22 protein-coding genes are annotated in these 25,039 nt (G+C 66.0%); 13 read left to right on the top strand and 9 right to left on the bottom strand.

Annotated features, from left to right (window positions below):
* Positions 1-3 precede the first annotated feature (3 nt).
* The 7 genes from LDO41_RS12460 (at position 4) to LDO41_RS12425 (ending at position 9,591) form a co-directional block, all read left to right on the top strand.
* Positions 4-1,071 carry a branched-chain amino acid ABC transporter permease gene (locus LDO41_RS12460; protein ID WP_223988453.1) on the top strand — a complete coding sequence of 356 codons (1,068 nt, stop codon included), beginning with the start codon at positions 4-6 and terminating at the stop codon, positions 1,069-1,071.
* Complete coding sequence (locus tag LDO41_RS12455; protein WP_223988446.1) at positions 1,064-1,858, top strand: ABC transporter ATP-binding protein; 795 nt, start codon at positions 1,064-1,066, stop codon at positions 1,856-1,858. Before LDO41_RS12460 ends, LDO41_RS12455 begins: the two co-directional genes overlap by 8 nt.
* Positions 1,845-2,552 carry an ABC transporter ATP-binding protein gene (locus LDO41_RS12450; protein ID WP_223988444.1) on the top strand — a complete coding sequence of 236 codons (708 nt, stop codon included), beginning with the start codon at positions 1,845-1,847 and terminating at the stop codon, positions 2,550-2,552. The genes LDO41_RS12455 and LDO41_RS12450 overlap by 14 nt, the downstream gene beginning before the upstream one ends.
* A 67-nt stretch (positions 2,553-2,619) precedes the next feature.
* On the top strand, positions 2,620-3,765 hold the full coding sequence (locus LDO41_RS12445; RefSeq protein ID WP_377741595.1) for an ABC transporter substrate-binding protein: 1,146 nt from the start codon (positions 2,620-2,622) through the stop codon (positions 3,763-3,765).
* 262 nt (positions 3,766-4,027) lie between these two features.
* Positions 4,028-5,668 carry a methyl-accepting chemotaxis protein gene (locus LDO41_RS34210; protein WP_290370884.1) on the top strand — a complete coding sequence of 547 codons (1,641 nt, stop codon included), beginning with the start codon at positions 4,028-4,030 and terminating at the stop codon, positions 5,666-5,668.
* Between the two features lie 169 nt (positions 5,669-5,837).
* Positions 5,838-8,444: an autotransporter family protein gene (locus LDO41_RS12430; RefSeq protein ID WP_223988440.1), complete on the top strand. Its 2,607-nt coding sequence runs from the start codon at positions 5,838-5,840 to the stop codon at positions 8,442-8,444.
* A gap of 106 nt (positions 8,445-8,550) precedes the next feature.
* On the top strand, positions 8,551-9,591 hold the full coding sequence (locus LDO41_RS12425) for a sensor domain-containing diguanylate cyclase (protein ID WP_223988438.1): 1,041 nt from the start codon (positions 8,551-8,553) through the stop codon (positions 9,589-9,591).
* A gap of 4 nt (positions 9,592-9,595) precedes the next feature.
* On the opposite strand, the gene LDO41_RS12420 is transcribed toward LDO41_RS12425, so the two are convergent.
* The 6 genes from LDO41_RS12420 to LDO41_RS12395 form a co-directional block, all read right to left on the bottom strand.
* On the bottom strand, positions 9,596-11,290 hold the full coding sequence (locus LDO41_RS12420; RefSeq protein WP_223988436.1) for a GMC family oxidoreductase: 1,695 nt from the start codon (positions 11,288-11,290) through the stop codon (positions 9,596-9,598).
* A 92-nt stretch (positions 11,291-11,382) separates the two neighbouring features.
* Positions 11,383-12,318 carry an AraC family transcriptional regulator gene (locus LDO41_RS12415; protein WP_223988434.1) on the bottom strand — a complete coding sequence of 312 codons (936 nt, stop codon included), beginning with the start codon at positions 12,316-12,318 and terminating at the stop codon, positions 11,383-11,385.
* 75 nt (positions 12,319-12,393) lie between these two features.
* A complete protein-coding gene (locus tag LDO41_RS12410) occupies positions 12,394-13,932 on the bottom strand; it encodes a tripartite tricarboxylate transporter permease (RefSeq protein ID WP_223988432.1) in 1,539 nt (512 codons plus the stop codon).
* A gap of 5 nt (positions 13,933-13,937) precedes the next feature.
* On the bottom strand, positions 13,938-14,378 hold the full coding sequence (locus tag LDO41_RS12405; RefSeq protein ID WP_223988718.1) for a tripartite tricarboxylate transporter TctB family protein: 441 nt from the start codon (positions 14,376-14,378) through the stop codon (positions 13,938-13,940).
* Positions 14,379-14,710: 332 nt separating this feature from the next.
* Positions 14,711-15,685, bottom strand: coding sequence for an anti-sigma factor family protein (locus LDO41_RS12400; protein WP_223988430.1), 975 nt, complete (start codon positions 15,683-15,685; stop codon positions 14,711-14,713).
* Entirely contained in the window at positions 15,682-16,242 is a 561-nt protein-coding gene (locus LDO41_RS12395; protein WP_223988429.1) for an RNA polymerase sigma factor, read from the bottom strand. The genes LDO41_RS12400 and LDO41_RS12395 overlap by 4 nt, the downstream gene beginning before the upstream one ends.
* A gap of 364 nt (positions 16,243-16,606) precedes the next feature.
* Between LDO41_RS12395 and LDO41_RS12390 the strand changes: the two genes are divergently transcribed.
* Positions 16,607-17,227 carry a cytochrome b gene (locus LDO41_RS12390; protein WP_223988428.1) on the top strand — a complete coding sequence of 207 codons (621 nt, stop codon included), beginning with the start codon at positions 16,607-16,609 and terminating at the stop codon, positions 17,225-17,227.
* A 14-nt stretch (positions 17,228-17,241) separates the two neighbouring features.
* Positions 17,242-18,720 (top strand): glycosyltransferase family 2 protein, encoded by a 1,479-nt coding sequence (locus LDO41_RS12385; RefSeq protein ID WP_223988427.1) that lies wholly within the window; start codon positions 17,242-17,244, stop codon positions 18,718-18,720.
* Between the two features lie 40 nt (positions 18,721-18,760).
* On the opposite strand, the gene LDO41_RS12380 is transcribed toward LDO41_RS12385, so the two are convergent.
* The 3 genes from LDO41_RS12380 to LDO41_RS12370 form a co-directional block, all read right to left on the bottom strand.
* Positions 18,761-19,864, bottom strand: coding sequence for an alkene reductase (locus tag LDO41_RS12380; RefSeq protein WP_223988426.1), 1,104 nt, complete (start codon positions 19,862-19,864; stop codon positions 18,761-18,763).
* A 119-nt stretch (positions 19,865-19,983) separates the two neighbouring features.
* Complete coding sequence (locus LDO41_RS12375) at positions 19,984-20,667, bottom strand: ABC transporter substrate-binding protein (protein WP_223988716.1); 684 nt, start codon at positions 20,665-20,667, stop codon at positions 19,984-19,986.
* A gap of 152 nt (positions 20,668-20,819) precedes the next feature.
* Positions 20,820-21,686, bottom strand: a complete 867-nt coding sequence (locus tag LDO41_RS12370) for a metal-dependent hydrolase (RefSeq protein ID WP_223988425.1) — start codon at positions 21,684-21,686, stop codon at positions 20,820-20,822.
* Positions 21,687-21,909: 223 nt separating this feature from the next.
* On the opposite strand from LDO41_RS12370, the gene LDO41_RS12365 reads away from it, so the two are divergent.
* From LDO41_RS12365 to LDO41_RS12350, 4 genes are all read left to right on the top strand, one after another.
* Positions 21,910-22,713: an alpha/beta fold hydrolase gene (locus tag LDO41_RS12365; protein WP_223988424.1), complete on the top strand. Its 804-nt coding sequence runs from the start codon at positions 21,910-21,912 to the stop codon at positions 22,711-22,713.
* Positions 22,714-22,720: 7 nt separating this feature from the next.
* Positions 22,721-23,113 (top strand): nuclear transport factor 2 family protein, encoded by a 393-nt coding sequence (locus LDO41_RS12360; RefSeq protein ID WP_223988423.1) that lies wholly within the window; start codon positions 22,721-22,723, stop codon positions 23,111-23,113.
* A gap of 26 nt (positions 23,114-23,139) precedes the next feature.
* Positions 23,140-24,114 carry a Bug family tripartite tricarboxylate transporter substrate binding protein gene (locus tag LDO41_RS12355; protein WP_223988422.1) on the top strand — a complete coding sequence of 325 codons (975 nt, stop codon included), beginning with the start codon at positions 23,140-23,142 and terminating at the stop codon, positions 24,112-24,114.
* An 83-nt stretch (positions 24,115-24,197) separates the two neighbouring features.
* On the top strand, positions 24,198-25,034 hold the full coding sequence (locus tag LDO41_RS12350; RefSeq protein ID WP_223988421.1) for an IclR family transcriptional regulator domain-containing protein: 837 nt from the start codon (positions 24,198-24,200) through the stop codon (positions 25,032-25,034).
* Positions 25,035-25,039 lie beyond the last annotated feature (5 nt).

The following is a 25,039-nucleotide window of genomic DNA, read 5'->3' as shown; positions in this document are numbered from 1 at the left end:
ACCATGACATCACTGCAAGGCAAGGCCGGCTGGGCCCTGCTGCTGGCCATCGCCATCGCGTTTCCGCTGTGCGTGCCCAACAGCTATTACCTGACCGTCACGACGCTCGCGTTTATCTATGCGATCGCCACGCTGGGGCTGAATCTGCTGACCGGATATACGGGCCAGCTCAACCTCGCGCATGGCGGCTTCATGGCCATTGGCGCGTACACGCTAGGGGTCCTTACGGTCGATCACGGCGTGCCGTTCTGGCTGGCGTTCGCGCTGTCGGGCTGCCTCTGCATGGCGGTCGGTGTCGTGGTGGGCGCGGTATCGCTGCGGCTCAAGGGGCATTACTTCGCCATCTTCACGATGTGCATCGGCTACATCATCTACCTCGTGATCGAGAAGTGGGAGGCGGTCACGCACGGCGCGGTCGGCCTGATCGGCATTCCGGTGCCCGCCCCAATCGGCCCGCTCGCGTTCGACAGCGTCACCGCGCAGTACTACCTCGTGCTGGCCTTCCTCGTGGTGGGCACGTTCGTCATGCATCGCATCGTCACGTCGCTGCTCGGCCGCAGCTTTATGGCCGTGCGCAACAGCGACATGCTGGCCGAGGCGCTCGGCATCAACCTGATGCGCACCAAGATGCTGTCGTTCGTGCTGTCGGTCGGCTACGCGGGCTTTGCCGGAGCGCTCTACGCGGGGCAGGTGCGCTTTCTTGGCCCGGATATCGCGCGCACCGACCTGACCTTCGATATGGTGATGGCGATGCTGGTGGGTGGCACCGGCACGCTGCTCGGACCGCTGCTGGGCTCGGTGCTGGTGCCATGGGTCACGCAGACGCTGCAGTTCCTGCAGGACTACCGCATGCTGGTGTTCGGTCCGGTGCTGGTGCTGCTGATCATCTTCTTCCCCGAGGGCATCGTCGGCGCGTACCTCGCGCGCAGCGCCCGCCGCGCGGCCGCGTTGCGCCGCCAGTCCACGCGCGAGGCACGCGAAGCGCAATCCAGTGCCAGCGCACAGCCCACCATCGCCACTGCCCCTGTCACCGCCCCTGTCACCGCCCATCACGGAGTCGATCATGCTTGAGGTGCGCAACCTGACCAAGACCTTCGGCGGGCTGACCGCGGTTGGCGATGTCTCGGTGACATTCGAAGCCGGCCATATCAACGCGATCATCGGTCCCAACGGCGCGGGCAAGACCACGTTCTTCAACCTGATCGCGGGCACGCACGCGCCCACCTCGGGCCAGATCCGGTTCAAGGGTACCGACGTCGCGGGCCTGCGCGCGGACCGCATCGCGCAACTCGGCGTGGCGCGCACGTTCCAGGCTACCTCGTTGTTCGATCGTGCCACCGTGCTCGACAACCTCATCGTTGGCCACCGCCTGCGCACGCAGTCCGGCCTGGCCGACGTGCTGTTGCGCACGCGACGGCTGCGCGACGAAGAGCGGCGTTGCCGCGACAAAGCTGAAGCCGCGCTCGATTTCGTCGGGCTCTCGCATCTGTCCCACGAACTCGCCGGCGATATCACACAGGAGGCGCGCAAGCGCGTGGCCTTCGCACTGGCCTGGGCCACCGATCCGGAACTGCTGCTGCTCGATGAGCCCGCCGGCGGCGTGAATCCCGAGGAGACCGTCGGGCTGGCCGAACTGATCCGCAAGATGGTGCGCCATGGCAAGACGGTCTGCCTGATCGAACACAAGATGGACATGATCATGCGCATCGCCGACCGGATTATGGTGCTCAACTACGGGCAGAAGATCGCCGAGGGTACGCCCGCGCAGATCCAGCGCGATCCGCAGGTCATCGAAGCGTATTTGGGTGCCGATCCTGTGGGTACCGATACGTTGGGAGCCGAACATGCTGCAGCTTGAACGGGTCTCGCTGTCATACGGCAGCTTCCGCGCGTTGGAAAACGTCTCGCTTCAGGCGGGCGCGGGCGAACTGGTGGTACTGCTTGGCGCCAATGGCGCGGGCAAGAGTTCGATTTTTCTGGCCATGAGCGGCATCCATCGCACCAGTGGCGGCAGCATGCGCTTCGACGGCCGCGAGTTGTCAGGCATGAAGCCCTCGCAGATCGTGCAGGCGGGGCTCGTGCACTGCCCCGAAGGCCGCAAGCTGTTTCCCGCGATGACGGTGCAGAAGAACCTGACGCTCGGCGCTTACGTGCACCGGCGCGATGGTGCCGGCATCAGGCGGTCGCTCGACGAAGTCTACGAACTGTTCCCGATCCTGCATCAGAAGCGCGACGATGCGGCCGGCTCCCTGTCGGGCGGCCAGCAGCAGATGGTCGCGCTGGGCCGCGCGCTGATGAGTCGGCCGCGCGCGCTGCTGCTCGACGAACCGTCGCTGGGGCTCGCGCCGCTGGTGGTGAAGCAGATGTTCGAGGTGATCCAGCGCATCAATCGCGCGGGCACCACTGTGCTGCTCGCCGAACAGAACGCGTACGCGGCGCTGGGCATCGCGCACCGCGCGTACGTCATCGAAAGCGGACGCATCGTGATGGAGGGCGATCGCGACACGCTGCTGAAGGACGAGGGGATTCGCAAGGCGTATATCGGGGGTTGAAGCGGCGGTTGAAGCGGCGGTTGAGTCAAACAACGCACACCATAACGACAAGGAGACAACTATGATCATGAAAACCGTTGGCGCCGCCGTGGCGGCACTGCTGGTCGCCATGCCGGCGCTCGCGCAGGAAGTCGTCAAGCTCGGCTATACCGGTCCGCTCTCGGGCGGTGCCGCGCTGTATGGCAAGAACGTGCTGTCCGGCGTGCAGATGGCGGTGGACGAGATCAATGCGTCCGGCCCCGAGATCGGCGGCAGGAAGGTGAAGTTCGAGGTGGTGGCGCTCGACGACAAGTACGCGCCGGCCGAGGCCGCGATCAATGCGCGGCGTCTGGTGCAACAACACAAGGTGCCGGCGGTGTTCGTGCCGCACTCAGGCGGCATCTTCGCGCTGCAGGCGTTCAACGAGCAGGAGAAGTTCCTCGTGATGGCGTACTCGAGCGTGCCGCGCATCACCGATGCCGGCAACAAGCTCACGATCCGCATCCCGCCCGCATACACCGGCTATATCGATCCGTTTATCAAGGCGCAGATGAAGCGCTACGGCAAGAACGTGGCGCTGGTGCCGGCCGATCATGATTACGCCAAAGCCTGGGTGCAGGCATTTGTGCCCGCGTGGGAAGGCGCGGGCGGCAAGGTCGTCGGCAACAACCCGATGTCATACACCAAGGCCACCGACTTCTACACCGGCGTATCGCGCGCGATTGCCGACAAGCCCGACGTGATGTTTATCGGCGGCCCGTCGGAGCCGACCGCGCTGGTGGTGAAGCAGGCGCGCGAACTCGGCTTCAAGGGCGGCTTCATCATCATGGATCAGGCCAAGATGGACGAGATGGCCAAGGTGACCAACGGGCTGGCGATGCTCGAAGGATCGATCGGCGTCATGCCTCTGGTCAACGATGCGCGCCCGGTCACGCAGGCGTACAACACGCGCTATCGCAAGGCCCACGACGGCCGCGACGCCACCACCGAGATGTCGCTGAACTACACCGCCGTGTATGCACTGGTCGGCGCGATGAAGCTCGCGAACAGCACCAGCGACGCCACCGCTATCCGCGCGAAGATGGCCGACGCATTCAAGGCACTGCCGAAGGACGCCAACCCCAACGAAGTGGAAGGGCTCGATGCCAAGGGCGGCACCGTTGCCGACACCGTGGTGGGCTGGGTGCAGAACGGCAAGATCAAGCCGGTGCGGCTGTCGGAGCTCGCCAGGTAATACGGGAAGAGAGTAATACGGGAAGACAAGTCGACGGAGGGAAAGACCGGCTCGAGCCGGCTCGATGCAGTAGAGGTAGCAAAGTGAGAGAGAGGGGAACGAGGGCGCCGCGCGAGTGGCGCCCTTTTTCTTTCACGCGTTGAAAGCAGTGTGAAAGCTCACCGCAGCACAGTACATGCATTCGGTTTCGATGCAAAAAATAACTAAGGGTTTTCCACTAGCTGCCGTAAACATCTTCATGTTTGACTGGCGGGAAACCGTAATGCTGAAGAACCTTTCGATTCGCACCGGACTGTCAATCGTGACAGCCGTGTTTCTGGCGCTCGTGCTCATCGTGGGCGCATGCGCATTCATCGCGCTGCAGCGCTCGGGCAACGCGCTCAACGCGATGTACGAGCAGGACATGATCGCCATGACGGCGCTTGGCCGGAGCTCCGAGATGCTGTTGCGCTGCCGCTCGGCCAAGAACCGTTACCAGACGCTGACCGGCGACGGTCAGGATGGTCCGGCCGCCAAGCAGCTGGCCGCCGCGCGCGAATACTGCGCGGAGTCGCAGAAGCAATGGGATGCCTTTGTCGCCGTGCCCGCCACCGGCGAAGGCAAGGCTCTGCTCGACGATGCCGACGCCAAGCACAAGGCGATGATGGACAAGGGCATCATGCCCGAGTTCAATGCCCTCGACGCCAAGGATTTCGAGAGCTATACACGCATCCAGCTCGAGTTCAGCAGCCCGCTCTACAAGCAGGTGGACGAGCTGTCGCAGCCGCTGCAGCGCTATACGGCCTCGCGCGCGCAGGCGCGCCACACGGCGGCCGAGCATGACACGCGCATCGTCAATATCGTGCTGGCCTTCTGCGCGCTGGCAGCGCTGGTAATCAGCCTGGCGCTGCGCGCGGCGATGACGCGGCTGGTGGTGCAGCCGATTGGCGCGATGGCCGACGACATGGCCCGCATGGCCGCCGGTGATCTGCGCGAGACCGCGCGCGCGATCAATGGCGACTTTGGCGACAACGAGATCGGCACGCTGCAGCGTGCGCTGGCCAGCATGCAGCACGAACTGTCGGGCACCGTGCGACATATCCGCCAGTCGGCCGATACCATCACCGGCGCCGCCGGCGAGATTGCCAGCGGCAATATGGATCTGTCCGCGCGCACCGAACAGCAGGCCGCATCGCTCGAGGAAACCGCCGCGAGCATGGAGCAGATCAGCGGTACCGTGAAGCTCAATGCCGACAACGCCTCGCATGCGGCGTCACTGGCCAGCGACGCCTCCGACAAGGCCACGCAGGGCAGCGAGGTGGTGAGCCGCGTGATCGCGACCATGGACGAGATTTCGCAGAGCTCGGCCAAGATCGCCGACATCATCGCGATCATCGAGGGCATTGCGTTCCAGACCAATATCCTCGCGCTCAACGCGGCGGTGGAAGCGGCGCGTGCCGGCGAACAGGGCCGCGGCTTCGCGGTGGTGGCCGGTGAAGTGCGCAGCCTCGCGCAACGTTCGTCCACCGCGGCCAAGGAGATCAAGGAACTGATCGACCGTTCGGTGGATCGCGTGCATGCGGGCTCCGGCTACGTGCAGCAGGCGGGCGTCGCGATGACCGACGTCACGCAGGCGGTGCACAACGTCACGCAGATCATGCGCGAGATTTCCACGGCGTCGGCGGAGCAGAGCCGCGGCATCGGTCAGGTAGCCACCGCCGTCACGCAGATGGACGGTGTGACGCAGCAGAACGCCGCGCTGGTCGAGGAAGCGGCCGCCGCCGCGCGCTCGCTCGACGAGCAGGCGCGCATGCTCAAGGACGTGCTGGCGACGTTCATCGTGGATGAAACCGGCGATCGCGCCGCAGCGCGCCGTGCGCGTCCGCAACTGACGGCGCCACGCCTGCACACGCTCGCAACCTGACGTCGCACTGATCGACGCCGACACAATCGGCGTCATCAGATGCGACCGCGTTTACGTCTCTCGCGCCATATCATGGGTGCATGCCCATGGCATCGCGGGAGACGGCATGGCATCGACAACAACGAAAATAATCCACAGGCTGTGTCGCGGCGCGCTGTTGGCGTTGTCGATGCCAGCGACGATTGGCGAGGCCGCCACTATTGCGGTGACGGACGGCTCGACGCAGACGGTCAATGGTGGAACCTTCGAAGGGACCCTCACGGATCCCGCGCTGCTGGCCGCAAACCCCGGCAGTACGCTCGTGGCAGATGCGATCAGCGCGGGCAGTCTGGGCGCTATCACCGGGGTCGCCAATGCCAACGGCGTGATTCGGCTGGCCAATTCCACCGTGCAAGGTAACGGTGCATATGTCCTGCAGGCAATCAACCAGGGCCGAGTCGAAGCCGTCAACGTCAGCGTCAACGCATTGGCGCCGAACGGCGGCGGCGTCTACGCCGACAACGGCGCGTTTGCCTCGGTCAGTGGCGATATCAAGACTAACGGTGGATACGGGCTAATTTCAGCGACGTCCTCGGTCATCCTCAGTTCCGCCAATATCCTCACACGCGGCGATCAGGCGTTTGGCGCGTACGCGACTGGCGCCAATTCACGCATTCAACTGCTCGGCGGGACCATCACGACCTTCGGCTTCCGTTCGCACGGCGTGCTCGCCACCGGCCCCGGCGACCGGGTCGATGGCACCGCCACGATCCAGACCAACGGCCTCACCGCCATCGGTGCGCTCGCCGAGTTCTCGGGCACCGTCAGCCTGGTCAATTCGCATATCGAGACCAGCGGCACTCAGGGCAACGGTGTCATGGCGGTAGGCGCCGGTGGCACGCTGACGTTGGCCGATTCGGCCGTCGTCACCTCGGGGAACGGCGCGGATGGGGCGGTAGTACTGAGCAGCGGTGCCCTGTCGATCTTGCGTAGTTCGCTGCGCGCAACCGGTCCCGATGCCGCCGCGCTGCGTCTGCTCAATGGCGGTGTGGCGGAATTGCACGACACGACGCTCGAAAGTACTCAAGGCAGCAGTATCGTCGCCGACGGCGGCACCGCCACGGTCTCGCTCTACCGCAGCGTTGCAACCACGAACAACGGTACCTGGCTCGAAGTCCGCAGCCTGGATCCTGCCGCGCCAACCGTGGCAAACGTCGTGATTGACAGCTCCACGCTGCAAGGTGCCGCCCGGACCGATTCGGCGGGTACCGCCAATGTCACGCTGCGCAACGCGCAATGGACCATGACCGGCGATTCGGTGGTGACCTCTCTGACCAATGATGCGAGCACCATTCAATTCGCGCCGACACCCGGCGGCTTCCGCACCTTGCAGACCACCAGCTACATCGGCAACAACGGCGTGCTGGCGATGAACACCTACATGGGCGCCGATGGCTCGCCGTCCGACCGGCTGCTGATTCTGGGCGGTAGTGCTACCGGCTCCTCGCTGCTGCGCATCGCCAATGCCGGCGGTCCGGGCAGTGTGACCGCAGGCGATGGCATTCTCGTGATCGCCACGGCCAACGGTGGCACCACCGCGCCTGGCGCGTTTGCGCTGGGCGCGGCGGCGGTAGGCGGCCCCTACGAATACACGCTCCAGCGTGGCAGCATCGATGGCACCGCGCCCGACAACTGGTACCTGCGCTCTTCGCTGTCCTGCACCGGCGCGAATGCGCCCACGCCGCCGTGCCCCCCGCCGCCCGCTCCCCCCACTCCACCGACTCCACCTACGCCGCCGCTACCCCACTACCGCCCCGAGGTATCGCTATACGCCGCGATTCCCGCCGCCGCGCTGCAATTCGGCCGCACGTTGATCGACTCGTTCCACGAGCGCGCGGGCGAGCAGACCATGCTGGCCGGCCGCACCGACCTGGCCCCGCGTGCTGGCCCCACGGGCGCATGGGGCCGGCTGATCGGCATGCGCGGCTCGCGCGACGGCGCGCCCGGTGGCATCTACAGCAATGGGCCGAGCTATGACTACAGCTTCACGGGCGGTCAGATCGGCATGGACCTGTGGCGGCGCGCCAGCGCCACCGGCCATCAGGACACGGCTGGCGCGTATGCCGCGATCGGTCGCGCCAGCGTCGACGTCAGTCATTTCGATCGCAGCGCTGCCGGCAACGATCAACTCGACGGCTACACGCTGGGGGGCTACTGGACGCACTATGGGCCCGGCGGCTGGTATGCCGACGGCGTGCTGCAATACACGTGGTACGACGTGCATGCCAACGGCAACCGCGGCCTGCCCGAAATGTCGACGAGCGGCTTCGCCGTGGCCACGGCGGCCGAGGCCGGCTATCCATTGCGCGTCGCCACGGACTGGGTGATCGAGCCGCAGACGCAGATGGTCTACCAGTGGGTCAACCTGCACGATGCCACCGATGCCGGGGGCCGCATCGGCTTCAGCGATGCGCAGTCGCTGGCAGGACGCCTCGGCGTGCGGCTCGCGCGCACCTGGACCCGCGGCAGCGCGACGGTGCCGCGCGAGGTCACCGCATGGGCGCGCGTCAGTGCATGGCACGAGTTCCTTGGCGATCCAAAGACGAGCTTCTCGTCCGCGCTCGGTAGCATCCCGTTTCGCGCGGACACCGCGGGCTCGTGGGGCGAGGTCAAGCTAGGCATTACGGGCGAGGTGGCGCGCAACGCGTTCGTGTTCGCGAGTGTCGGTTATCAGCGCGGGTTCGACGGCACGCGCGAGGCGTGGGACGGCAAGATCGGCGTGCGTGTCAACTGGTGAAACCGTGCCGGGCTCAGGCCCGCGCACGGGTTTATCATGCTGAAACTCGCGTGCCGCAAATCGCGGCCTACCGGGCGCCGCCCTCCCTTGCCTTCCTTCCGACTCCATGAGCCAAGATCCTGACAAGAGCCTGCTCCAGGCCGCTTTTCTGAAACACCCTTCCACCCTTGCGCCCGCCGAACGCGCACCCGGCGAGGACGATGGCATGGTGTACCGCACGTTGCTGGAGTCGACCAAGGCGATTCCGTGGCGCATCGAGTGGGCAACCATGACGTTCTCGTATATCGGCCCGCAGATCGAGAAGCTGCTGGGCTGGGCGCCCGAGAGCTGGAAGACCGTCAATGACTGGGCCGACCGGATACATGCCGACGATCGCGCCGCGGTCGTGGACTTCTGCGTGGCGCAGTCGCAGGCGGGCACCGACCACGAGGCCGACTATCGCGCGCTGACGCGCGATGGCGGCTATGTGTGGATGCGCGACGTGGTGCACGTGGTCCGTAACGCGCAAGGCGTGGAAGCGCTGGTCGGCTTTATGTTCGACATCAGTGAACGCAAGCGCATGGAGGAGCAACTGGCGCAGGCGCAGCGCGAACTCGAGCGCCTGTCGTTCACCGACGGCCTGACCGGCGTGGGCAACCGCCGCATGTTCGACACCGTGATGACGCGCGAATGGCAGGCCGCGCGCGCGTCAGGCGGCCCGATATCGGCGATCCTCGTCGATATCGACTTCTTCAAGTCCTATAACGACTACTACGGTCACCTGCAGGGTGACGAATGCCTGAAGCAGGTGGCTCGCGTGCTGGCGCAGGCCACCGGCTCCGACCATTTCCTTGGCCGCTTCGGTGGCGAGGAATTCGTGCTGGTGCTCGGCAACACCGATGCCGAAGCGGCCGTGCGCATGGCCGAACGCTGCCGCGACCTGCTCGCGGAAGCAGCTATCGCGCATGTGCGCTCGCCGTACAACCAGTGCGTGACGGCCAGCTTCGGTGTGGGCACGATCGTGCCGACCGACAGCACCGATATGCCCGGGTTCATCAACCTGATCGACGCGCAGCTTTATCACGCCAAGGACAACGGCCGCAACCGCATCGCGGCCGTCGATCGCGCGGGCATGCAGGGCGAGGGGTTCAAGACTTACTCGCGCTGAGCGACTAACGGTGGCCGGCCAACGCGCGCGCGAGCAGATCGGCCGCGCGTTCGCCAATGATCACGCAGGGTGCCATCGTATTGCCGGTGGTGATGGTCGGCATGATCGACGCGTCGGCGACCATCAGCCCGCTCACGCCACGCACGGCGAGTTGCCCATCGACCACCGCCATCTCGTCGTGCCCCATCTTCGCGGTACCGCACAGATGATAGAACGGCATCGCGGCGCGTCGCAGGAACACATCGAGCCCCGCGTCATCGACGGCACCCGGCAGGCATTCACGCGTATTGATGCCGGTGAACGCCCCCGCCGCGCCGATCCGCCGCGCCAGCGTCACGGCCGCACGCGCCACGCGCCAGTCGTCGGGATCCGACAATGCATTCATCGTGATGCGCGGCACGGCCGACGGATCGGCGGCGCGCAACTGTACCCGCCCGCGACTGCGTGGACGCGCCAGCCCCGCGGCCATCGTCCAGCCGTGCTGCGGCAGGCCTGCCGCACCGGCCTCTGGCGTGCCGATCGGAAACTCGAGCTGGCACATCAGGATATCGGGCCCATCGTAGCCAGGATCGTCACCCCGCCGCTGGCCTCGTTGGTCACCGCGCTGGTCTCCTATCTCGCTGCTCGCATACAGCGTCGCCTCGCTGCCGCTTCCGCGCGGTGGCTCGGCATCCTTGCATTCCCACACCACGCCAAAACATGTGTGATCCTGCAGGTTCTCGCCCACGCCCGGCAGATGACGGCGCACGCCGATGCCATGGGTGGCCAGCGCATCCCCGTTGCCAATGCCGGAGCGCATCAGGATGCAAGGCGTATTGACCGCACCGGCCGACAACACCACCTGCTCGCGCGCCCGGAAGTGCAGGACCGCATCGCGGCACGACACCTCCACGCCCACCGCACGCGTGCCCTCGAACAACACGCGTCGGACATGCGCATGGGTGATGACGGTCAGGTTCTGCCGCTCCAGCACCGGTCGCACGTAGCTATCGAACAAGCCCAGCCGCAAGCCACCGAGCGAGCGCGTGTCGGAGATCGCGCAGCCCTCGCCATGTTCCATCATCACGCCGTTGGGGCTGTCGAACACCGGCAGACCGAGCTCGCCGGCCGCCTGCACCATTGCGCGCGCCACCGGATGCGGATCGTGCGGCGTGGCCACCGCCACGAGACCATCGGTGCCGCGCAATGGGTCTGGCGCACCCAGCCAGTTCTCGATACGCCGATAGATATCGAGCACCGACGCGTAGCCCCACGCGTCGTCGTCGGCCGCCTGCGCGAAGCGCTGCCAGTCGCTGCGATGACCGCGCGCCCAGACCATGACATTGATGCTCGAGCCGCCGCCCAGCGCCTTGCCCATCGAGAGCGGCAGCGAACGTCCCTCGAGGTGCGCATCGGGCTCCGACATAAAGCCCCAGTCGGTTGCGCTGCCGAGGTTGCGTGGCCATAGCGCGGCCTGCTGTACCGACGGCACCAGATTGCTGCCGCCCGCTTCCAGCAGCAGCACGCGCACGGTCGGGTCGTCGCTGAGACGCCGCGCGATGACGGAGCCGGACGAGCCCGCGCCGCACACGATCACGTCATAGTCGGCCGGCACCGATGCGGAACGATCCTGCGGCTCGTCTTGTTCAGCGACTTCAGGATGGCGATGGCCGACGCGATTGACAACGATATCGTCAGCGCAGAGATGATTGAGTTTCATTCGATTCAGCCTTTGGCAGAGGATGTCGGTCGAATGCTATCGACCCTCCCGCGGCCACGCTGTCACGATAGACGCGGACTGGTACTGGGGTGCTATTTATGCCGGCAGTCGCGCCGGTAGGCGTCGGGCGAGACGCCGAAGCGCAGCCGGAACAGCCGCGACAGATGCGAATGGCTGGAGAATCCCGCGCACGCGGCCAGCTCGGCGAGCGCGGGCTCGCGGGCAGGCGTCGGCCCGCCTATATCGCCCGGCGCATGCCCGCTGGCAAGCATGCGGCGCACGTAATCGAGGCGGAAATCCTGCAGGTATTGATGCGGCGTCTTGCCAGTGGCGGCGCGGAACATGCGCAGGAAATGCGCGCGACTGTAACCGCTTTCGGCGGCAAGCTCGGCCAGACCGAGGTTTTCGCTGAAGTCCGCCTCGATGCGTTCGAGCACACGGCGCAACCGGTGCCTAGGCAATGGCGCGGGGTCCGCACGCAGGGCCGGCGCGGCATCGTTGCGCGCCACATCATTACGCGCGACAAACAGGAAGCGGCTGATGATGGTGAGCGTGAGCGACTCGGCGAAGACCTTGCCCGCGTGGCCGCCCGCATCGACTTCCTGCGCGGCGGTCGCGATCAACGCGGCCAGCGGCGCATCGCAAATGCCGCGATGGTCATGCAGCGGCCGCGTGCAGGCGCCCGTGTCATCGGCGATACCGTCCGCCACTTCGGGGTCGATCGCGCAGATCACCACGTCAAAAGGGGAATGAGCACGCACGGCGGGCAGCCAGCCGGCCGGCCCCAGCGACAGCGCGCCTGGTTGCTTGACCATACGCACGAACTGGCCGCGCCGGTATTGGCGCTCGGTCACTGTCGGCTGTCCTTGCCACAGCAGCGCATAGTGACAGTCCACGGCGGACGCGTCGCGGGCCAACGGCGGTGCCGTGCGGCGCTCCACGATCAGTCCTTTCCAGCCGAGGTCCAGACTGGATCGTCCAAGACGTGCCGACCCATGCAGTAGCGTATCGATGCTCGCAGTATTCACGCACCGGATTATAGGAACCGCAGCGCGCACGGGACCGCCGTTTTGCACGGTCCCGTCGCAAAACACCCGAAGGCGCTACTCGCTGGCGAGCTCTGGCGTGGCCACATTCAGCGCCGACTTGCGGCCGGCGTGGGCCCGCCATGTCGACCACGTCACCCCAATCAGCAGCAGGGCCGAAGCCACCACGAACGTGCAGCTGATCGGCCGCTGCAGAAACACGGTGAGGTCCCCACGCGACAGCAGCAGCGAGCGGCGGAAGTTCTCCTCGACCATGGGCCCCAGCACGAAACCCAGCAGGATCGGCGCCACCGAGAACTCGAGGTAGATCAGCAGCGCGCCGATCAGCCCGAACGCGAGCACTTCCCATATCTGGAACAGGCTGCTCTGCGTGCTGAACACACCCACCGCGATAAAGAACATCGCCGACGGGAACAGGTAGCGATAAGGCACCTGCAGCAGCTTCACCCACACGCCGATCATCGGCACATTGAGGATCATCAGCAGCACGTTGCCGATCCAGAAGCTGGCGATCAGACCCCAGAAGATATCCGGGTGCTCGCCAATCAGCTGCGGACCCGGCGTAATGCCCTGAATCATCAGCGCGCCAAGAATCAGCGCCATCACCGCGTCGCCCGGAATACCGAGGCTCATGGTCGGGATGAAGTCCACCTGCGTCTTCGAGTGCGACGATGCCTCCGGCGACGCCACGCCCGCGATCATGCCGGTGCCGAATTTCTCGGGCGTCTTGGAGATCTTGCGCTCCAGCGCATAGGCCACGAAGGTCGTGATGGTGGGACCGGTGCCCGGCATGGCGCCGAACAGCGTACCGATGCCGGTACCGCGCACCATCGGCCAGAACGCTTCCTTCAGCTCGGCCAGCGATGGCCGCATATCGCGAATGCGGAGCTTGGTCTTGGCGGTGACCGTGGTCATGCGGTTGACGTTGAGGATAAAGTCGGCCACGCCGAACAGCCCCATCGCGATCGCCACCAGTTCCAGACCGTCGCTGAGCTCGGGAATATCGAGCGCAAAGCGGAACGTGCCGGTGTTCACATCGGTGCCGACCACCCCGCATAGCAGGCCAAACAACGTCATGGCCACGCCCTTGAGCGGCGAGCCGCGCGACATCGTCGAGCCCGCGAGCAAGCCCAGCAGCATGATCGAGAAGATCTCCGCGGGGCCGAACTTGAACGCAATGGTCGTCAGCAGCGGCGAGGCGAAGATCATCACGAGAATGCCGACCGAGGCGGCAAAGAACGAGCAGATCATCGTGATGCCGAGCGCGGTACCGCCCTTGCCCGCGCGCGTCATCGGATACCCGTCGAGACAGGTCACCGCGTGCGGCGGATGCGACGGCAGGTTCAGCAGGATCGCGCCGATCGCGCCACCGTATTGCGAGCCGTAGAAGATGCCGGCGAGCATCAGGATGGCGGGCACCGGATGCATGACGTACGTCAGCGGCAACAGGATGGAGATGGCCGACAGCGCGCCCATGCCGGGCAGCACGCCGATCAGGTTGCCGACCAGCACGCCGAAGAACGACCACATCAGGTTCGTGCCCTGGAAGGCCACGCCAAACCCGAACCACAAATCATGCAAAGCACTGGATACCATGACGCTCAGCCTCCCCAGGTGAACAACGGCAGCTGCAATTGCAGCGCCCACCAGAACACCACCGCGGCCACCACGCACATCGCCACGGCGAGCGCGAGGGCCTGCTTGATGGAGTTGCTGCGATCGCCCAGCGCCGAGATGAACACGATCGCGAACGTCGCGGGAATCATGCCGCCGTACTTGCCGAGCAGCAGGAACGCGAGCGTGCCGAGCACGATGCAGACCGTGCCGCGCAGATCGGGCGCACCACTGGCATGACCGTGACCGCCAGCCTGCGGCGCGTCGGCGGGCGTCTTGTCGTTACGCGCCGACATCACGATCAGCACGCCGACGAACGCCAGCAGCGCGCCCACGGACACCGGGAAGAAGCCGGGGCCCATCTGGCGCATCGTGCCGGTGTGGTACTGCAGACCGGCATACACCGCGGCCAGGCCGATGAGCACCATCAAGGTGCCGCCGTAGTAATCCTTCTTGAATTGTCGAGACGTGGGGGTGGGAGTAGAGGTGGTAGAGGAAGAGGAAGCGGGGGCACTGCTCATCGGGTCTCCTGCATCGTGTTACGCCGCGCTACGCGGCGGTGACACGAATCTACAAGCCCGTTCTTCCAATCGCCTTTCTGGCAACTTGCGGCCGGCTTTCAACGTGTATCACGTTGTGATCTATTCGATTCAGGAGTGGGGGTTCTAGGTGAAATCCCTAGGACGGGTTTTGCTTCCCTCTCCGCAACGGAGAGGGAAGCAAACCGGGGGAAGCAACCCGGGGAAGCAAACCAGGACGCTCAGATAGAGAGCGCTGGATAGTCGCGCGCGGCGATCTGCTTGCCGATGGATTCGAGGTCGAGCCCATCGGTATTGCCAACCAACACGTAGCCGAGCTTCGCTTGTCTCCATGTCACGACATGCATCGCATCGACCTGGTTCGCGGTCACGGCCTGATCGTCCTTCGGCTCGGCCAGCACGCACAGCGAGATCGGCGGGCCGGACTTCGGCAGATACACCAGTTGCACCAGTGCCTTGCCACGGAAGCGCAGCCGCGCCACCTGCTTGAGCTCGAGCCCGGCCTTGCTCAGATCCGGTACGACGATATCGAGCTTGTCCTTGTCGCGCGCATCGTCGACGAAGCGCGTCAGTCGTTGCGCGTCGATATCGGGCGTATAGGCCACGCTGTCGCGCGTATAGAGCTGCTGATACTCCATCGCCGCCTTGACCCATGGCGCGAAGGTCGTGCTCGCTACCGTCACGGCACCGCCCGCTGCGCCGGGTGCGCTCGCGCCGCCGGCCACCGTGGTCGGGGCTGGGCCAGTGCCCGTGCCGGGCAAGCCGCCACGGATCACGAGGCCCGCGCCGAACGCGCCCGCCATGCACGCCGCTGCCAGCCAGACCGGAATGCCGCGGCGTTTCTGTCGTTCGGCATCGAGGTTGCGGACATTGGTGCCCGCGGCCGCGCTCGCCGCGGTGTCGATCGCCGTCGCCTCCGCATGCGTTTGCGTGGTCCCGGCATCCGGCTTCGCGCCCTGCCGTTCCCGATGCCCGGCCACCAGTGCGTCGATACTCAGCACGAGCGAGTCCGGCACCGGCGGCATCGGTTGCGCGGCAAACGCCGCCGCATAGTCGAGCTTCGACGCCTCGAACAGCGCCACCAGCGCGGCGGCTTCCGGATCGCGCGCCACCAGCGCCGCCACCTCGGCGTGCTGGTCGGGCGACAGTTCGCCGTCCACATAGGCCATCAGCAACGTTTCGTCGATTGTCGTCATGCGATCGAACCCCCGCTGTTGGCTGCTGCATTGGGCGATGCCTTGCCGCGCGCGGCAGGGTTCGCACCGAAATGCGCGCCGATGGCCTGTCGCGCACGCGACAGGCGGCTCATGACCGTACCGATCGGCACGCCGATCGCTTCCGCCGTCTCCTGATAGCTGAGTCCTTCCACCGCCACGAGCAGCATCACCGCACGCTGGGCTTCGGGCAGACGCTTGAACGCGTCGATGATCTGCCCGTGCATCACCTCTTCCTCCGGGGTTCGTCCGGCCGGATCGGCCACATTCTCGACGAACTGGTCATCCCATTCCATGCTCGCACGGCCGCGTACGGAACGCGCGCGCACCTCGTTGATCCATACGCTATGGACGATCGAAAACATCCAGCTCAGCGCCGCCGTTCCCGGCTGCAGCTGATCCGCGCGTTCAAGCGCGCGCACACAGGCGCGCTGTACCAAATCTTCCGCGTCATGCTTGTCGCCGGTCAGACGCAATGCAAAGGCCCATAGCCTTGGCAGCATCCCAGGCAGCATGTCCGGTAATTGAGCACCGGTCATCGACGTCGTTCCCCCGCTGGTCCCGGCGCGCCGGCAACGCTCTGGCGGGGCATGGCCCCTGGCGCTGCGGTCGCCCCGGTCGCCCAGGTGTTTAGGCGTAATTTCATCGCGCGGAGCATAGCACGGCGCCGCGCATCGGAAAGCACCGGGTCCGCGGGGTGGCCGCGGCGCGCCTGGTGCGCTACGGCTATTCCCATAACAGCCGTCGGATGCGGATTATTCCATCGCCGCGCGAGAAAAATGGCGACGTTCTTTCGCGTTCGCACGGCGCGTACGCGAGCGGCGCAATCGACGGATTTTTGTGGAATAAGCAGCGGGCACCGGGCGTTATGCCGACATGTGCTCCTCTTTTTCGATCCGCATCATGAAGCCCACGCCAACCGTCGTCTCCCTTCCCCACCCCGCGCTGCCGCACCACGCCGCCCAGTACACGCGCGTCGCCATGTTTCTGCACTGGTCGGTCGCGCTGCTGATGATCGCCAATGTCGTGCTGGGCCTCACCGCCTCGCGGCTGCCGGAAGGCACGCTCTCGGGCGACATGCTCCGGCTGCTGATCGACACGCACAAGTCCATCGGCATCACGGTGCTCGCGCTGTCGATCGTACGTGTGATCTGGCGCGTGACCCATCGTCCGCCGCCGCTGCCATCGGTCATGCCTGGCTGGGAACGCGTGTTCGCGCACGCCGTGCATGCCGGGCTCTACGCGCTGATCTTCCTGCTGCCGCTGTCGGGCTGGGCACACGACTCCGCGTGGGTCGCGGCGGCCTCGCACCCGATGTATCTGTTCGGCTTCGTGCCATGGCCGCGCATCGGCGTGATCATGTCGCTCGCTCCCGATCTCAAGGAATCGCTGCACGAGTGGTTTGGCACGTTGCACACCGCCTGCGGCTATGCGCTTTACGCGTTGCTGGGCCTGCATGTGCTCGGCGCGCTCAAGCATCACTGGATCGACAGGCATCCCGTCCTGTCCCGGATGTTGCCGTGAAGGAGTATCACCCCATGTTGCACGTCAAACTCACCGGATATTCCCGCCAGTACGCCCTGGACCTGGCGCTCGCCCATTCTTCCTCGCGCATCGCGCCGCCGCGCACCCCGTGGACCAGCATTGCGATCCATGTCTTCGTCTTCGCGGTATGGGGCCTGCTGTTCGCGCGCGCGTTCTATCTGGATGGCATGGCCGCATGGTCGATCGGCATGGCGTACGTCGGCTACGACACGCTGCTACTGGCTTTCGTCGCATGGCAGGCGCGCGCGTTGCGCTGGCCCACACGTGCCGATGCCGAACATAGCGTGCTGAAGCCACCGTCGCTGGCGGTGATCGTGGCCGCCCACAACGAGGCTGCGGCGCTGCCGGTAACGCTGCACGCGCTGTTCGGCCAGACGCATGCGCCTGACGAGATCATCATTGCCGACGATGGTTCGAGCGATGGCACCGCCGCGTTGCTGACCGAACGCTATGGACTGGTGCAGCCCGATGAAGGCGAACTGAGCGAGGCGTCGACGCGCTATCCGACGCTGCGCTGGCTGCGGTTGCCGCACGGTGGCAAGGCGCGCGCACTCAATGCCGCGCTGGTGGAATTGCACAGCGAAACGTTTATGACCGTCGATGCCGACACGCTGCTGGAACCCGATGCGTGCGCAGCCATGGTGCGCGCGTTTGCGCGCTCGCCGCGACTGGTCGCCGCCACCGGACTGCTGACGCCGGTGTGCGCGCGCAACGCGACGGGCCGCTTCTTCCAGTGGTTCCAGACCTACGAGTACATTCGCAACTTCGTCTCGCGCTTTGCCTGGGCGCGCGCGGATGGACTGCTGCTGGTATCGGGCGCGTTTGCGTGCTATCGACGCGAGGCAGTGACCGATGTGGGCGGTTTCGATCCCACGTGCCTGGTCGAGGACTACGAGCTGATTCATCGCCTGCGCCGGCATGCGGCGATGCGCGCGCAGGACTGGGACGTGCAGGTGGTGGGCGATGCGCGCGCCACCACCGATGCGCCGGGCACGCTGCCCGCATTCCTGCGGCAGCGCCGGCGCTGGTTCGCGGGCTTCTTGCAAACCCAGTACTGGTATCGCGAGATGACCGGCAACCGCCGTTACGGCAAGCTCGGTCTGATGATGTTGCCGGTCAAGGCGTTCGATACGATGCAACCGATTTACGGCGTCACGGCATTCGCGCTATTGCTTGCGTTCCTGCTCGACGGCAGGTTCACCATTGCGCTGTCCGCGCTGGGCGTGATCGCCGCCAAGATCGCGATCGATCTGGCGTTCCACACGTGGTCGATTCATCTGTACCGTCGCTGGAGCGGCGATACCCGTCAGACCGGCCTTGTGCAGGCATTGCTGGCCTCGATACTGGAACCGTTCACGTTCCAGCTGATGCGCCACAGCGGTGCCGCCATCGGCTGGCTGCACTTCCTGACCCGCCGCCACACATGGGGCGTGCAGCAGCGGAGCGGGATCGTGCCGCGCTCAGGTGGCTAGGTCAGGTGGCTAGTTCAGGTGGCTAGTTCAGGTGGCTAGTTCAGGCGGCTAGCGCGGGGTAGTCCGTCAGACCGCGCGCGTTGCCGCCGAACAGCGTGTCGCGGTCGTGTTCGGCCAGCGGTGCGCCCGTGCGCAGCCGCGCGGGCAGGTCCGGATTCGACACGAACGGACGGCCGAACGCGAGCAGATCCGCCCAGCCTTCCTCCAGCGCGGCGCGGGCGCGTTCCGCGGTGTAACGGCCCGCGTAGATCAGCACGCCCGGATACACCTCGCGCAGCTGACGCTTGAACGCGAGCGGCATATCGGGGGCGTCGTCCCAGTCGGCTTCCGCGATATGGATATACCCCACGCCGATCTGGCCGAGCAGACGCGCGGCCTCGGTGTAGGTGGTGACCGGATCGGCATCGACGCAGCCGTTCAACGTGGTCAGCGGGGCCAGGCGGATGCCGACGCGGCTGGCATCGCCGGTGCCTTCGACCAGCGCGCGCGCCACTTCGTCGAGGAAGCGCAGCCGGTTCGGCAGCGAGCCGCCGTAGGCATCGGTGCGTTCGTTGGCGTTGGAGTCGATGAACTGATTGACCAGATAGCCGTTGGCGGCATGCAGCTCCACGCCGTCGAAGCCGGCGGCCATGGCATTGCGCGCGGCCTGACGATACTGGGCCACGACTTCGGCAATTTCATCGACGGACAATGCGCGAGGTTGCGCGGCTTGCACGAAGCCAGGACGGCCATCGGCTTCCGCCACGTAGACCTTGACGCCTTCAGCCTGACGCGCCGACGACGAGACCGGCGACGCGCCGCCGAGCAGGGTCTCGTGGCTCAGCCGGCCGACGTGCCACAGCTGCGCGAAAATGCGACCACCAGCCGCGTGCACGGCATCGGTCACGAGGCGCCAGCCGTCGATCTGCGCGGGCGTCTCGATGCCCGGCGTCCACGCATAACCCTTGCCGAGCGGCGAGATCCACGTGCCTTCGCTGACGATCAGGCCGGCCTGCGCGCGCTGCGCGTAGTACTCGGCCATCAACGCATTGGGCACATCGCCGGGCTGACTCGCGCGGGAGCGCGTCATCGGCGGCATCACGATACGGTTGGGAAGCGTCAGGGCGCCCAGGGACAGGGGCTGGAACAACGGGTCGGCGTGCATGGTTTGATGTCGGGAAGCGATCGGATGGCTGCCATTCTCGATGGCCGCTGCTTCCCTAAAAACCCGTGCGCGCGCGAATGATATTTGCGACGGCGGCAACAATGCCGCCATCCCGCTCCTTACGCGCGCGGCGGCGCCACGCCGGCGCCTTCGATGCCGTGTCTCCGCAGTGCATCCGCCACGAAGCCCGACGCCTTCATCTCTTCGATAAAGCCCGTCAGCCACGCCTGCGCAGCCGTATGCGGCTTCGGTACGCCCATGGCCTGCTCGATCACCATAAAGCGGCCCGGCAGCATGCGCACTCCGCCCACGCGCTTCGCATCGGCCTCGAGTTGCTGCCGGACGCCCGCCGCCACGTCGAGCCGCTGCGCGAGAAACATGTCGGTCACCGCGGGCGACGTGGGCGCGCGCACGAGCGTCGCGGCCTTGATCTCGCGCGTCAGGTACAGGTCGTAAGCACTGCCGCGACCCACCACCACGCGCATGCCGGCACGATCGACATCTTCGTTACGCTGCAGCGGCGAATCGTTGCGCACGAGGTAGGCACCCTCGATGATCACGTACGCCGCGGTGTAGGAGATGTCCTTGCCGCGCACGGGATCGAGCGCGACGAACGCCACGTCCACCTGCGCCGCGCGCACCGCTTCCACCACACTGCCCGCCGAGTTGAACGGTACCAGTTCGAGCGGCAGGTCGAGCCGGCGCGCGGCCTCGCGCGCGAGGTCCACCGACACGCCCCGCACCTGTCCATCGGCACCGCGTCCGGCAAGAATCGGATTGCCGAGATTGATGGCGGCGCGCATCTTGCCGGTGCCGCTCAGTTCGGCGATTGCGGCACGGCGATCGCCTCCGGTGGCACCATCACTGCCGGTACCCATGTTTGCGCAGGCCCCGAGTCCGAGGGTGAGGCCCATGCCGAGGCCCGCCCGGCAAATCAGTCGGCGTTGATGGTCCATCAGAAGTCCACCTTCTGGCCCGGTTCCGGCACGATCACGCTGGTGCCAGTCACGCCAAGCGCCGCGTTGAGCTCGGCGGGCGTGCCGCGCAGCAGCGGCGACGTCTGGTAGTGAATGGGGATTGCGTACTTCGGCTTGATCATGTCGCGCAGGGCGCTTGCGGCTTCCTGCGGCCCCATCGTGAAATGGCCGCCGATCGGAATCATCACGAGGTCCGGCTTGTAGCGCTCGCTAATCAGACGCATGTCGCCGAACAGGCCGGTATCGCCCATGTGCCAGATCTTGAAACCGTTCTCGAGTTCGATGAGGTAGCCCACAGGCTCGCCGCCATAGTGGGTTTCATCCTTGCCGGTGGCCGGGTTCTTCCACACCAGCTCTGACGAGTGTTCGGCATGCACCGCCGTGATTTTCACGCCGTTGGGTCCGAACGGCATGATCGTGCCGCTCTTGCCGAAACGTTGCGCCAGCGGCGGCGGCACCATCCCGAGCGTGATCAGCGCCTGCCCCATGCCGCCGCCATTCCAGATCGGCGCGTTGTTGAGCTTGGCCAGCGCCGGCGCATCGGCCAAATGGTCGTTGTGCGCATGCGTGACGAGGATCAGGTCCACCTTGCCGAGCGCCGACAGGTCCTTGTACGCGGCGGGCGTCTTCGGATTCGTGATCAGCCACGGGTCGATGACGATGACCTTGCCGCCCGGCGTCGTGATGCGCGTGGCGGACTGACCAAGCCACAGCACCTCCGCCTTACCCGCGGCGATCTGGCCCGGTGCCTGCGGCTGCGGTGCCGCGCTTGTCGTGGTGTTTGTGGCGCAGCCCGACAGCAGGGCTACAGCGGAAGCAATGCAAAGCAGGCAGCGTCTGATCATCGTTCGTCCTCGTTGTTGTTGTCGATCTGGCCCCGCGAGTATTTGCATCGGTGTGTGACCTGTCAACCGCGTGTAATCGTTCGAAATATGCGCCTGCATGGTGCTTCACTGCCGCTTGACAGGGGTCTTCGTCTCGCCCAATACTACCGCCATGTATTCGCTACACGCACATACGTGCGCATAGCGCACAGCAAAGAACCATGGATCAGCGGGGAGACACCACATGACTCAACCTTCGCCATCGTCACCGCCAGCCCCATTGGCGCTGCATCACACGGGCAAGGCGGGCGCACCGGTGCTCGTGCTCGGCAATTCGCTCGGGACTGATCGGCGACTGTGGAACGCCACGGTCGCAGCGCTCGGCGCGGACTTTCATATCGTCCGCTTCGATCCCCCCGGCCATGGCGGGCAGGCCGCGCTTGCCTTGACGTCGCTCGGCGATCTCGCGGCGGCATTGCTCGCCGCACTCGACGCCGCCGGCATCGACACCTTCCGCTACGTCGGCGTCTCGATGGGAGCGGCCATCGGCATCGAACTCGCGCTGGCGGCACCGCACCGGCTCGCCGCACTCGTGCTGTCGAATACCGCGGCGCAGTTCGCCCCGGATGCGGCAGCGCGGCAGTTCTGGCAGGGACGCATCGATCAGGCGCGCGCCACCGGCACGGCCGCGCTGGCCGAAGCCACGGTGGTGCGTTGGCTCACACCCGCGCATGCGGCAGCCAACCCCACGCTGCACCTCTGGCTCATCGATATGTTCGCCAGCACCACGGCGTCGGGCTACGTCGCGTGCGCCGGCGCGGTGATGCAATTCGACCGCACCGCCGCACTCGCGGACATCCGCGTACCGACGCTCGTCATCGCCGGCACCGACGACCTGGCCACCCCGCCCGCGCGCGGACAGGCCTTGCATCGGGCAATTGCGGGCAGCCGCTACCTCGAACTGCCCGCCGCTCACCTCGCACCTCTCGGCGCGCCCGATGCCTTCCATGGCGCGGTGCGCGCCTTTTTCTCTCATTCCACCACCTGACCCTGATATGGCAGACGAACGAACCGAAATTGACGCGGCGTGCCGCGACGTGCTGGACCGCTTTATGGACGCGCTGAATGCGCACGATGCCGACGCGATGGACGCGTGCATGCACTTTCCGCATGTGCGCTTCGCCGGCGGCAACATCAAGGTGTACGAAGCCGCCGGCAGCAATCCGATGGACCTGTTCCAGAAGTTGCGCGACGAAGACGACTGGCGCTACAGCACCTGGCGTGAACGTGAACTGGTGCAGTTCAACGGCAATAAGGCACACGTGGCGCTCAGCTACACGCGCTTTCGCGGCAATGGCTCGGTGATCGGCATCTATGAATCGCTGTACGTGCTGACGCGCATCGATGGCCGCTGGGGCATCCAGATTCGCTCGAGCTTCGGCCCCTGAAACTTCAATTCCCGAGGAGACATATCGTGAAAACATTGATCAAGACCACCGTGCTCGCGGCCTCGCTGCTGGCCGCCACGCTCATGGGCGCCGCCCCGGCCCGCGCCGAATTCCCCAACGGACCGGTACGGCTGGTCGTGCCCTTCCCGGCCGGCGCCGCGTCCGACGTGATTGCGCGCGCGCTCGCGCGCAGCGCCGCGGCCAAGCTCGGGCAGCCGATGATCGTCGACAACAAGGCGGGCGCGGACGGCATGATTTCCGCATCGGAAGTAGCACGCGCCAAACCCGATGGCCAGACCCTGCTGTTCGGTACCAACAGCGCGCTGTCGGCCTCGCCGGCACTGCGCGTCAAGGTGCCGTACGACCCGGTCAAGAGCTTTGCGCCGATCACCGAACTCGGCCGCTACACGTTCTTCCTGTATGTCAACGCGGCCAGCCCGGCCAAGACCCTGCCGGAGTTCATCGCCTACGCCAAGGCGCATCCGGGCAAGCTCAATTACGCCACCGGCAACACCACGGCGCTGGTGTCATCGCTGCAGTTCAATGCGATCTCGAAAATCGATCTGGTCCCGGTGGCCTACAAGGGCGAGCCCGCGGCGATCATCGATCTGCTCGATGACCGCGTGCAGATGATGTTCGGCAACCCGACGCTGGGCATTACGCATCTTTCTTCGGGCAAGCTGCGCGTGTTGGCCACCACCTCGGAAGCGCGCAGTCCGCTGCTGCCCGAAGTGCCGACCATGAAAGAAGCAGGCGTCAACGGCTTCAACATTACTTCGTGGGCCGGACTGTTTGCGCCCGCCGGTACGCCGGAGCCGGTGCTCGCGAAGATCCGCGAGGCCTTCACCGCTGCCCTGAAAGACCCCGAGGTGATCGCCGCGCTGGAGAAGCAGGGCTTTACCCCGACGCCGTCGACGTCGGCCACGCTGGCCAAACTCGTCGAGGAGCAACTGGTGCGCTATCGCACGACGATTCGCGCGGCGGGAATTCAGGCCGAGTGAGCTGGACGAGGAGGGACGGCGGCGATGAAGGCGTGCGCTAGAATAGCCGCGTCATCCCCCCTCTCCTCATCCCCTCCGCTTCAATGCATAAGCCACCCGATTCGCCACCCGACTCGCCACCCGACTCGGCCCGCGTCACGGATCCCGACAACGCCATCGGCCCCAACAACTTCGTGGACTCGTTCGCGCGCGGTCTCGCCGTGATCGAGGCGTTCGGCGACGATCGCGCCGAACTCACGCTGTCGGAGGTGGCCGAGCTGGCCAACGTCAGCCGCGCGGCCGCGCGGCGCCTGCTGCTGACGCTGTGCCACCTGGGCTATGCCACGCAGCAGGGCCGCATCTTCCGGCTCACGCCCAAGGTCATGCGGCTCGGCTATTCCTATCTGTCGGGCCTGACCGTGGCCGAGATCGTGGAACCGTACGTGGTGGCGGTCGCGGAGAAGACCGGCGAGTCGTGCTCGGTGTGCGTGCTGGACGATCTCGACGTGGTCTACGTGGCGCGCGCCTCGACGCGGCGCGTGATGTCGCTGAATCTATCGGTCGGCACGCGGCTGCCCGCGTGGGCCACCGCGCACGGGCGCCTGCTGCTGGCGGCGCTCGACGATGCCACGCTCGAGGACCGTCTGCGCCGCAGCGACCTGCGCGAATACACGCCGCACAGTACCGTCGACCGGGCAGAGCTGATGAAGTTGATCGTGCAGACCCGCACGCAGGGATATTGCTTCGTGAATCAGGAGCTCGAATCGAGCCTGGTCGCATTGGCGATGCCGCTGCGCAATCGCGCCGGCGATGTCGTCGCCGCCATCAACCTGGCCGGCCACGCGCAACGACTGTCGGAGGCGCAGATGATGGACGCGTTCTTCCCGATTCTCGAGTCCGCCGCGCGCGATATCAACGACGCATTGCGGGCGCGTCAGTAACGCCC

This window comes from Cupriavidus pampae, assembly GCF_914271485.1.
Classification (GTDB): domain Bacteria; phylum Pseudomonadota; class Gammaproteobacteria; order Burkholderiales; family Burkholderiaceae; genus Cupriavidus; species Cupriavidus pampae.
This window is presented reverse-complemented; position numbering and strand designations above follow the sequence as displayed.

Bases quoted from the DNA above. Each gene is read 5' to 3' on its own strand.
- LDO41_RS12405 (WP_223988718.1), bottom strand. From the start codon at position 14,378: ATGGTGCTCATCGGCCTGGCCGCGGTGTATGCCGGTCTGCAGTACCAC.
- LDO41_RS12425 (WP_223988438.1), top strand. From the start codon at position 8,551: ATGAGCCAAGATCCTGACAAGAGCCTGCTCCAGGCCGCTTTTCTGAAA.
- LDO41_RS12410 (WP_223988432.1), bottom strand. From the start codon at position 13,932: ATGGTATCCAGTGCTTTGCATGATTTGTGGTTCGGGTTTGGCGTGGCC.
- LDO41_RS12365 (WP_223988424.1), top strand. From the start codon at position 21,910: ATGACTCAACCTTCGCCATCGTCACCGCCAGCCCCATTGGCGCTGCAT.
- LDO41_RS12420 (WP_223988436.1), bottom strand. From the start codon at position 11,290: ATGAAACTCAATCATCTCTGCGCTGACGATATCGTTGTCAATCGCGTC.
- LDO41_RS12430 (WP_223988440.1), top strand. From the start codon at position 5,838: ATGCCAGCGACGATTGGCGAGGCCGCCACTATTGCGGTGACGGACGGC.
- LDO41_RS12400 (WP_223988430.1), bottom strand. From the start codon at position 15,685: ATGACGACAATCGACGAAACGTTGCTGATGGCCTATGTGGACGGCGAA.
- LDO41_RS12390 (WP_223988428.1), top strand. From the start codon at position 16,607: ATGAAGCCCACGCCAACCGTCGTCTCCCTTCCCCACCCCGCGCTGCCG.
- LDO41_RS12385 (WP_223988427.1), top strand. From the start codon at position 17,242: ATGTTGCACGTCAAACTCACCGGATATTCCCGCCAGTACGCCCTGGAC.
- LDO41_RS12350 (WP_223988421.1), top strand. From the start codon at position 24,198: ATGCATAAGCCACCCGATTCGCCACCCGACTCGCCACCCGACTCGGCC.
- LDO41_RS12455 (WP_223988446.1), top strand. From the start codon at position 1,064: ATGCTTGAGGTGCGCAACCTGACCAAGACCTTCGGCGGGCTGACCGCG.
- LDO41_RS12380 (WP_223988426.1), bottom strand. From the start codon at position 19,864: ATGCACGCCGACCCGTTGTTCCAGCCCCTGTCCCTGGGCGCCCTGACG.
- LDO41_RS12445 (WP_377741595.1), top strand. From the start codon at position 2,620: ATGAAAACCGTTGGCGCCGCCGTGGCGGCACTGCTGGTCGCCATGCCG.
- LDO41_RS12370 (WP_223988425.1), bottom strand. From the start codon at position 21,686: ATGATCAGACGCTGCCTGCTTTGCATTGCTTCCGCTGTAGCCCTGCTG.
- LDO41_RS12360 (WP_223988423.1), top strand. From the start codon at position 22,721: ATGGCAGACGAACGAACCGAAATTGACGCGGCGTGCCGCGACGTGCTG.
- LDO41_RS34210 (WP_290370884.1), top strand. From the start codon at position 4,028: ATGCTGAAGAACCTTTCGATTCGCACCGGACTGTCAATCGTGACAGCC.
- LDO41_RS12395 (WP_223988429.1), bottom strand. From the start codon at position 16,242: ATGACCGGTGCTCAATTACCGGACATGCTGCCTGGGATGCTGCCAAGG.
- LDO41_RS12450 (WP_223988444.1), top strand. From the start codon at position 1,845: ATGCTGCAGCTTGAACGGGTCTCGCTGTCATACGGCAGCTTCCGCGCG.
- LDO41_RS12375 (WP_223988716.1), bottom strand. From the start codon at position 20,667: ATGCGCGCCGCCATCAATCTCGGCAATCCGATTCTTGCCGGACGCGGT.
- LDO41_RS12460 (WP_223988453.1), top strand. From the start codon at position 4: ATGACATCACTGCAAGGCAAGGCCGGCTGGGCCCTGCTGCTGGCCATC.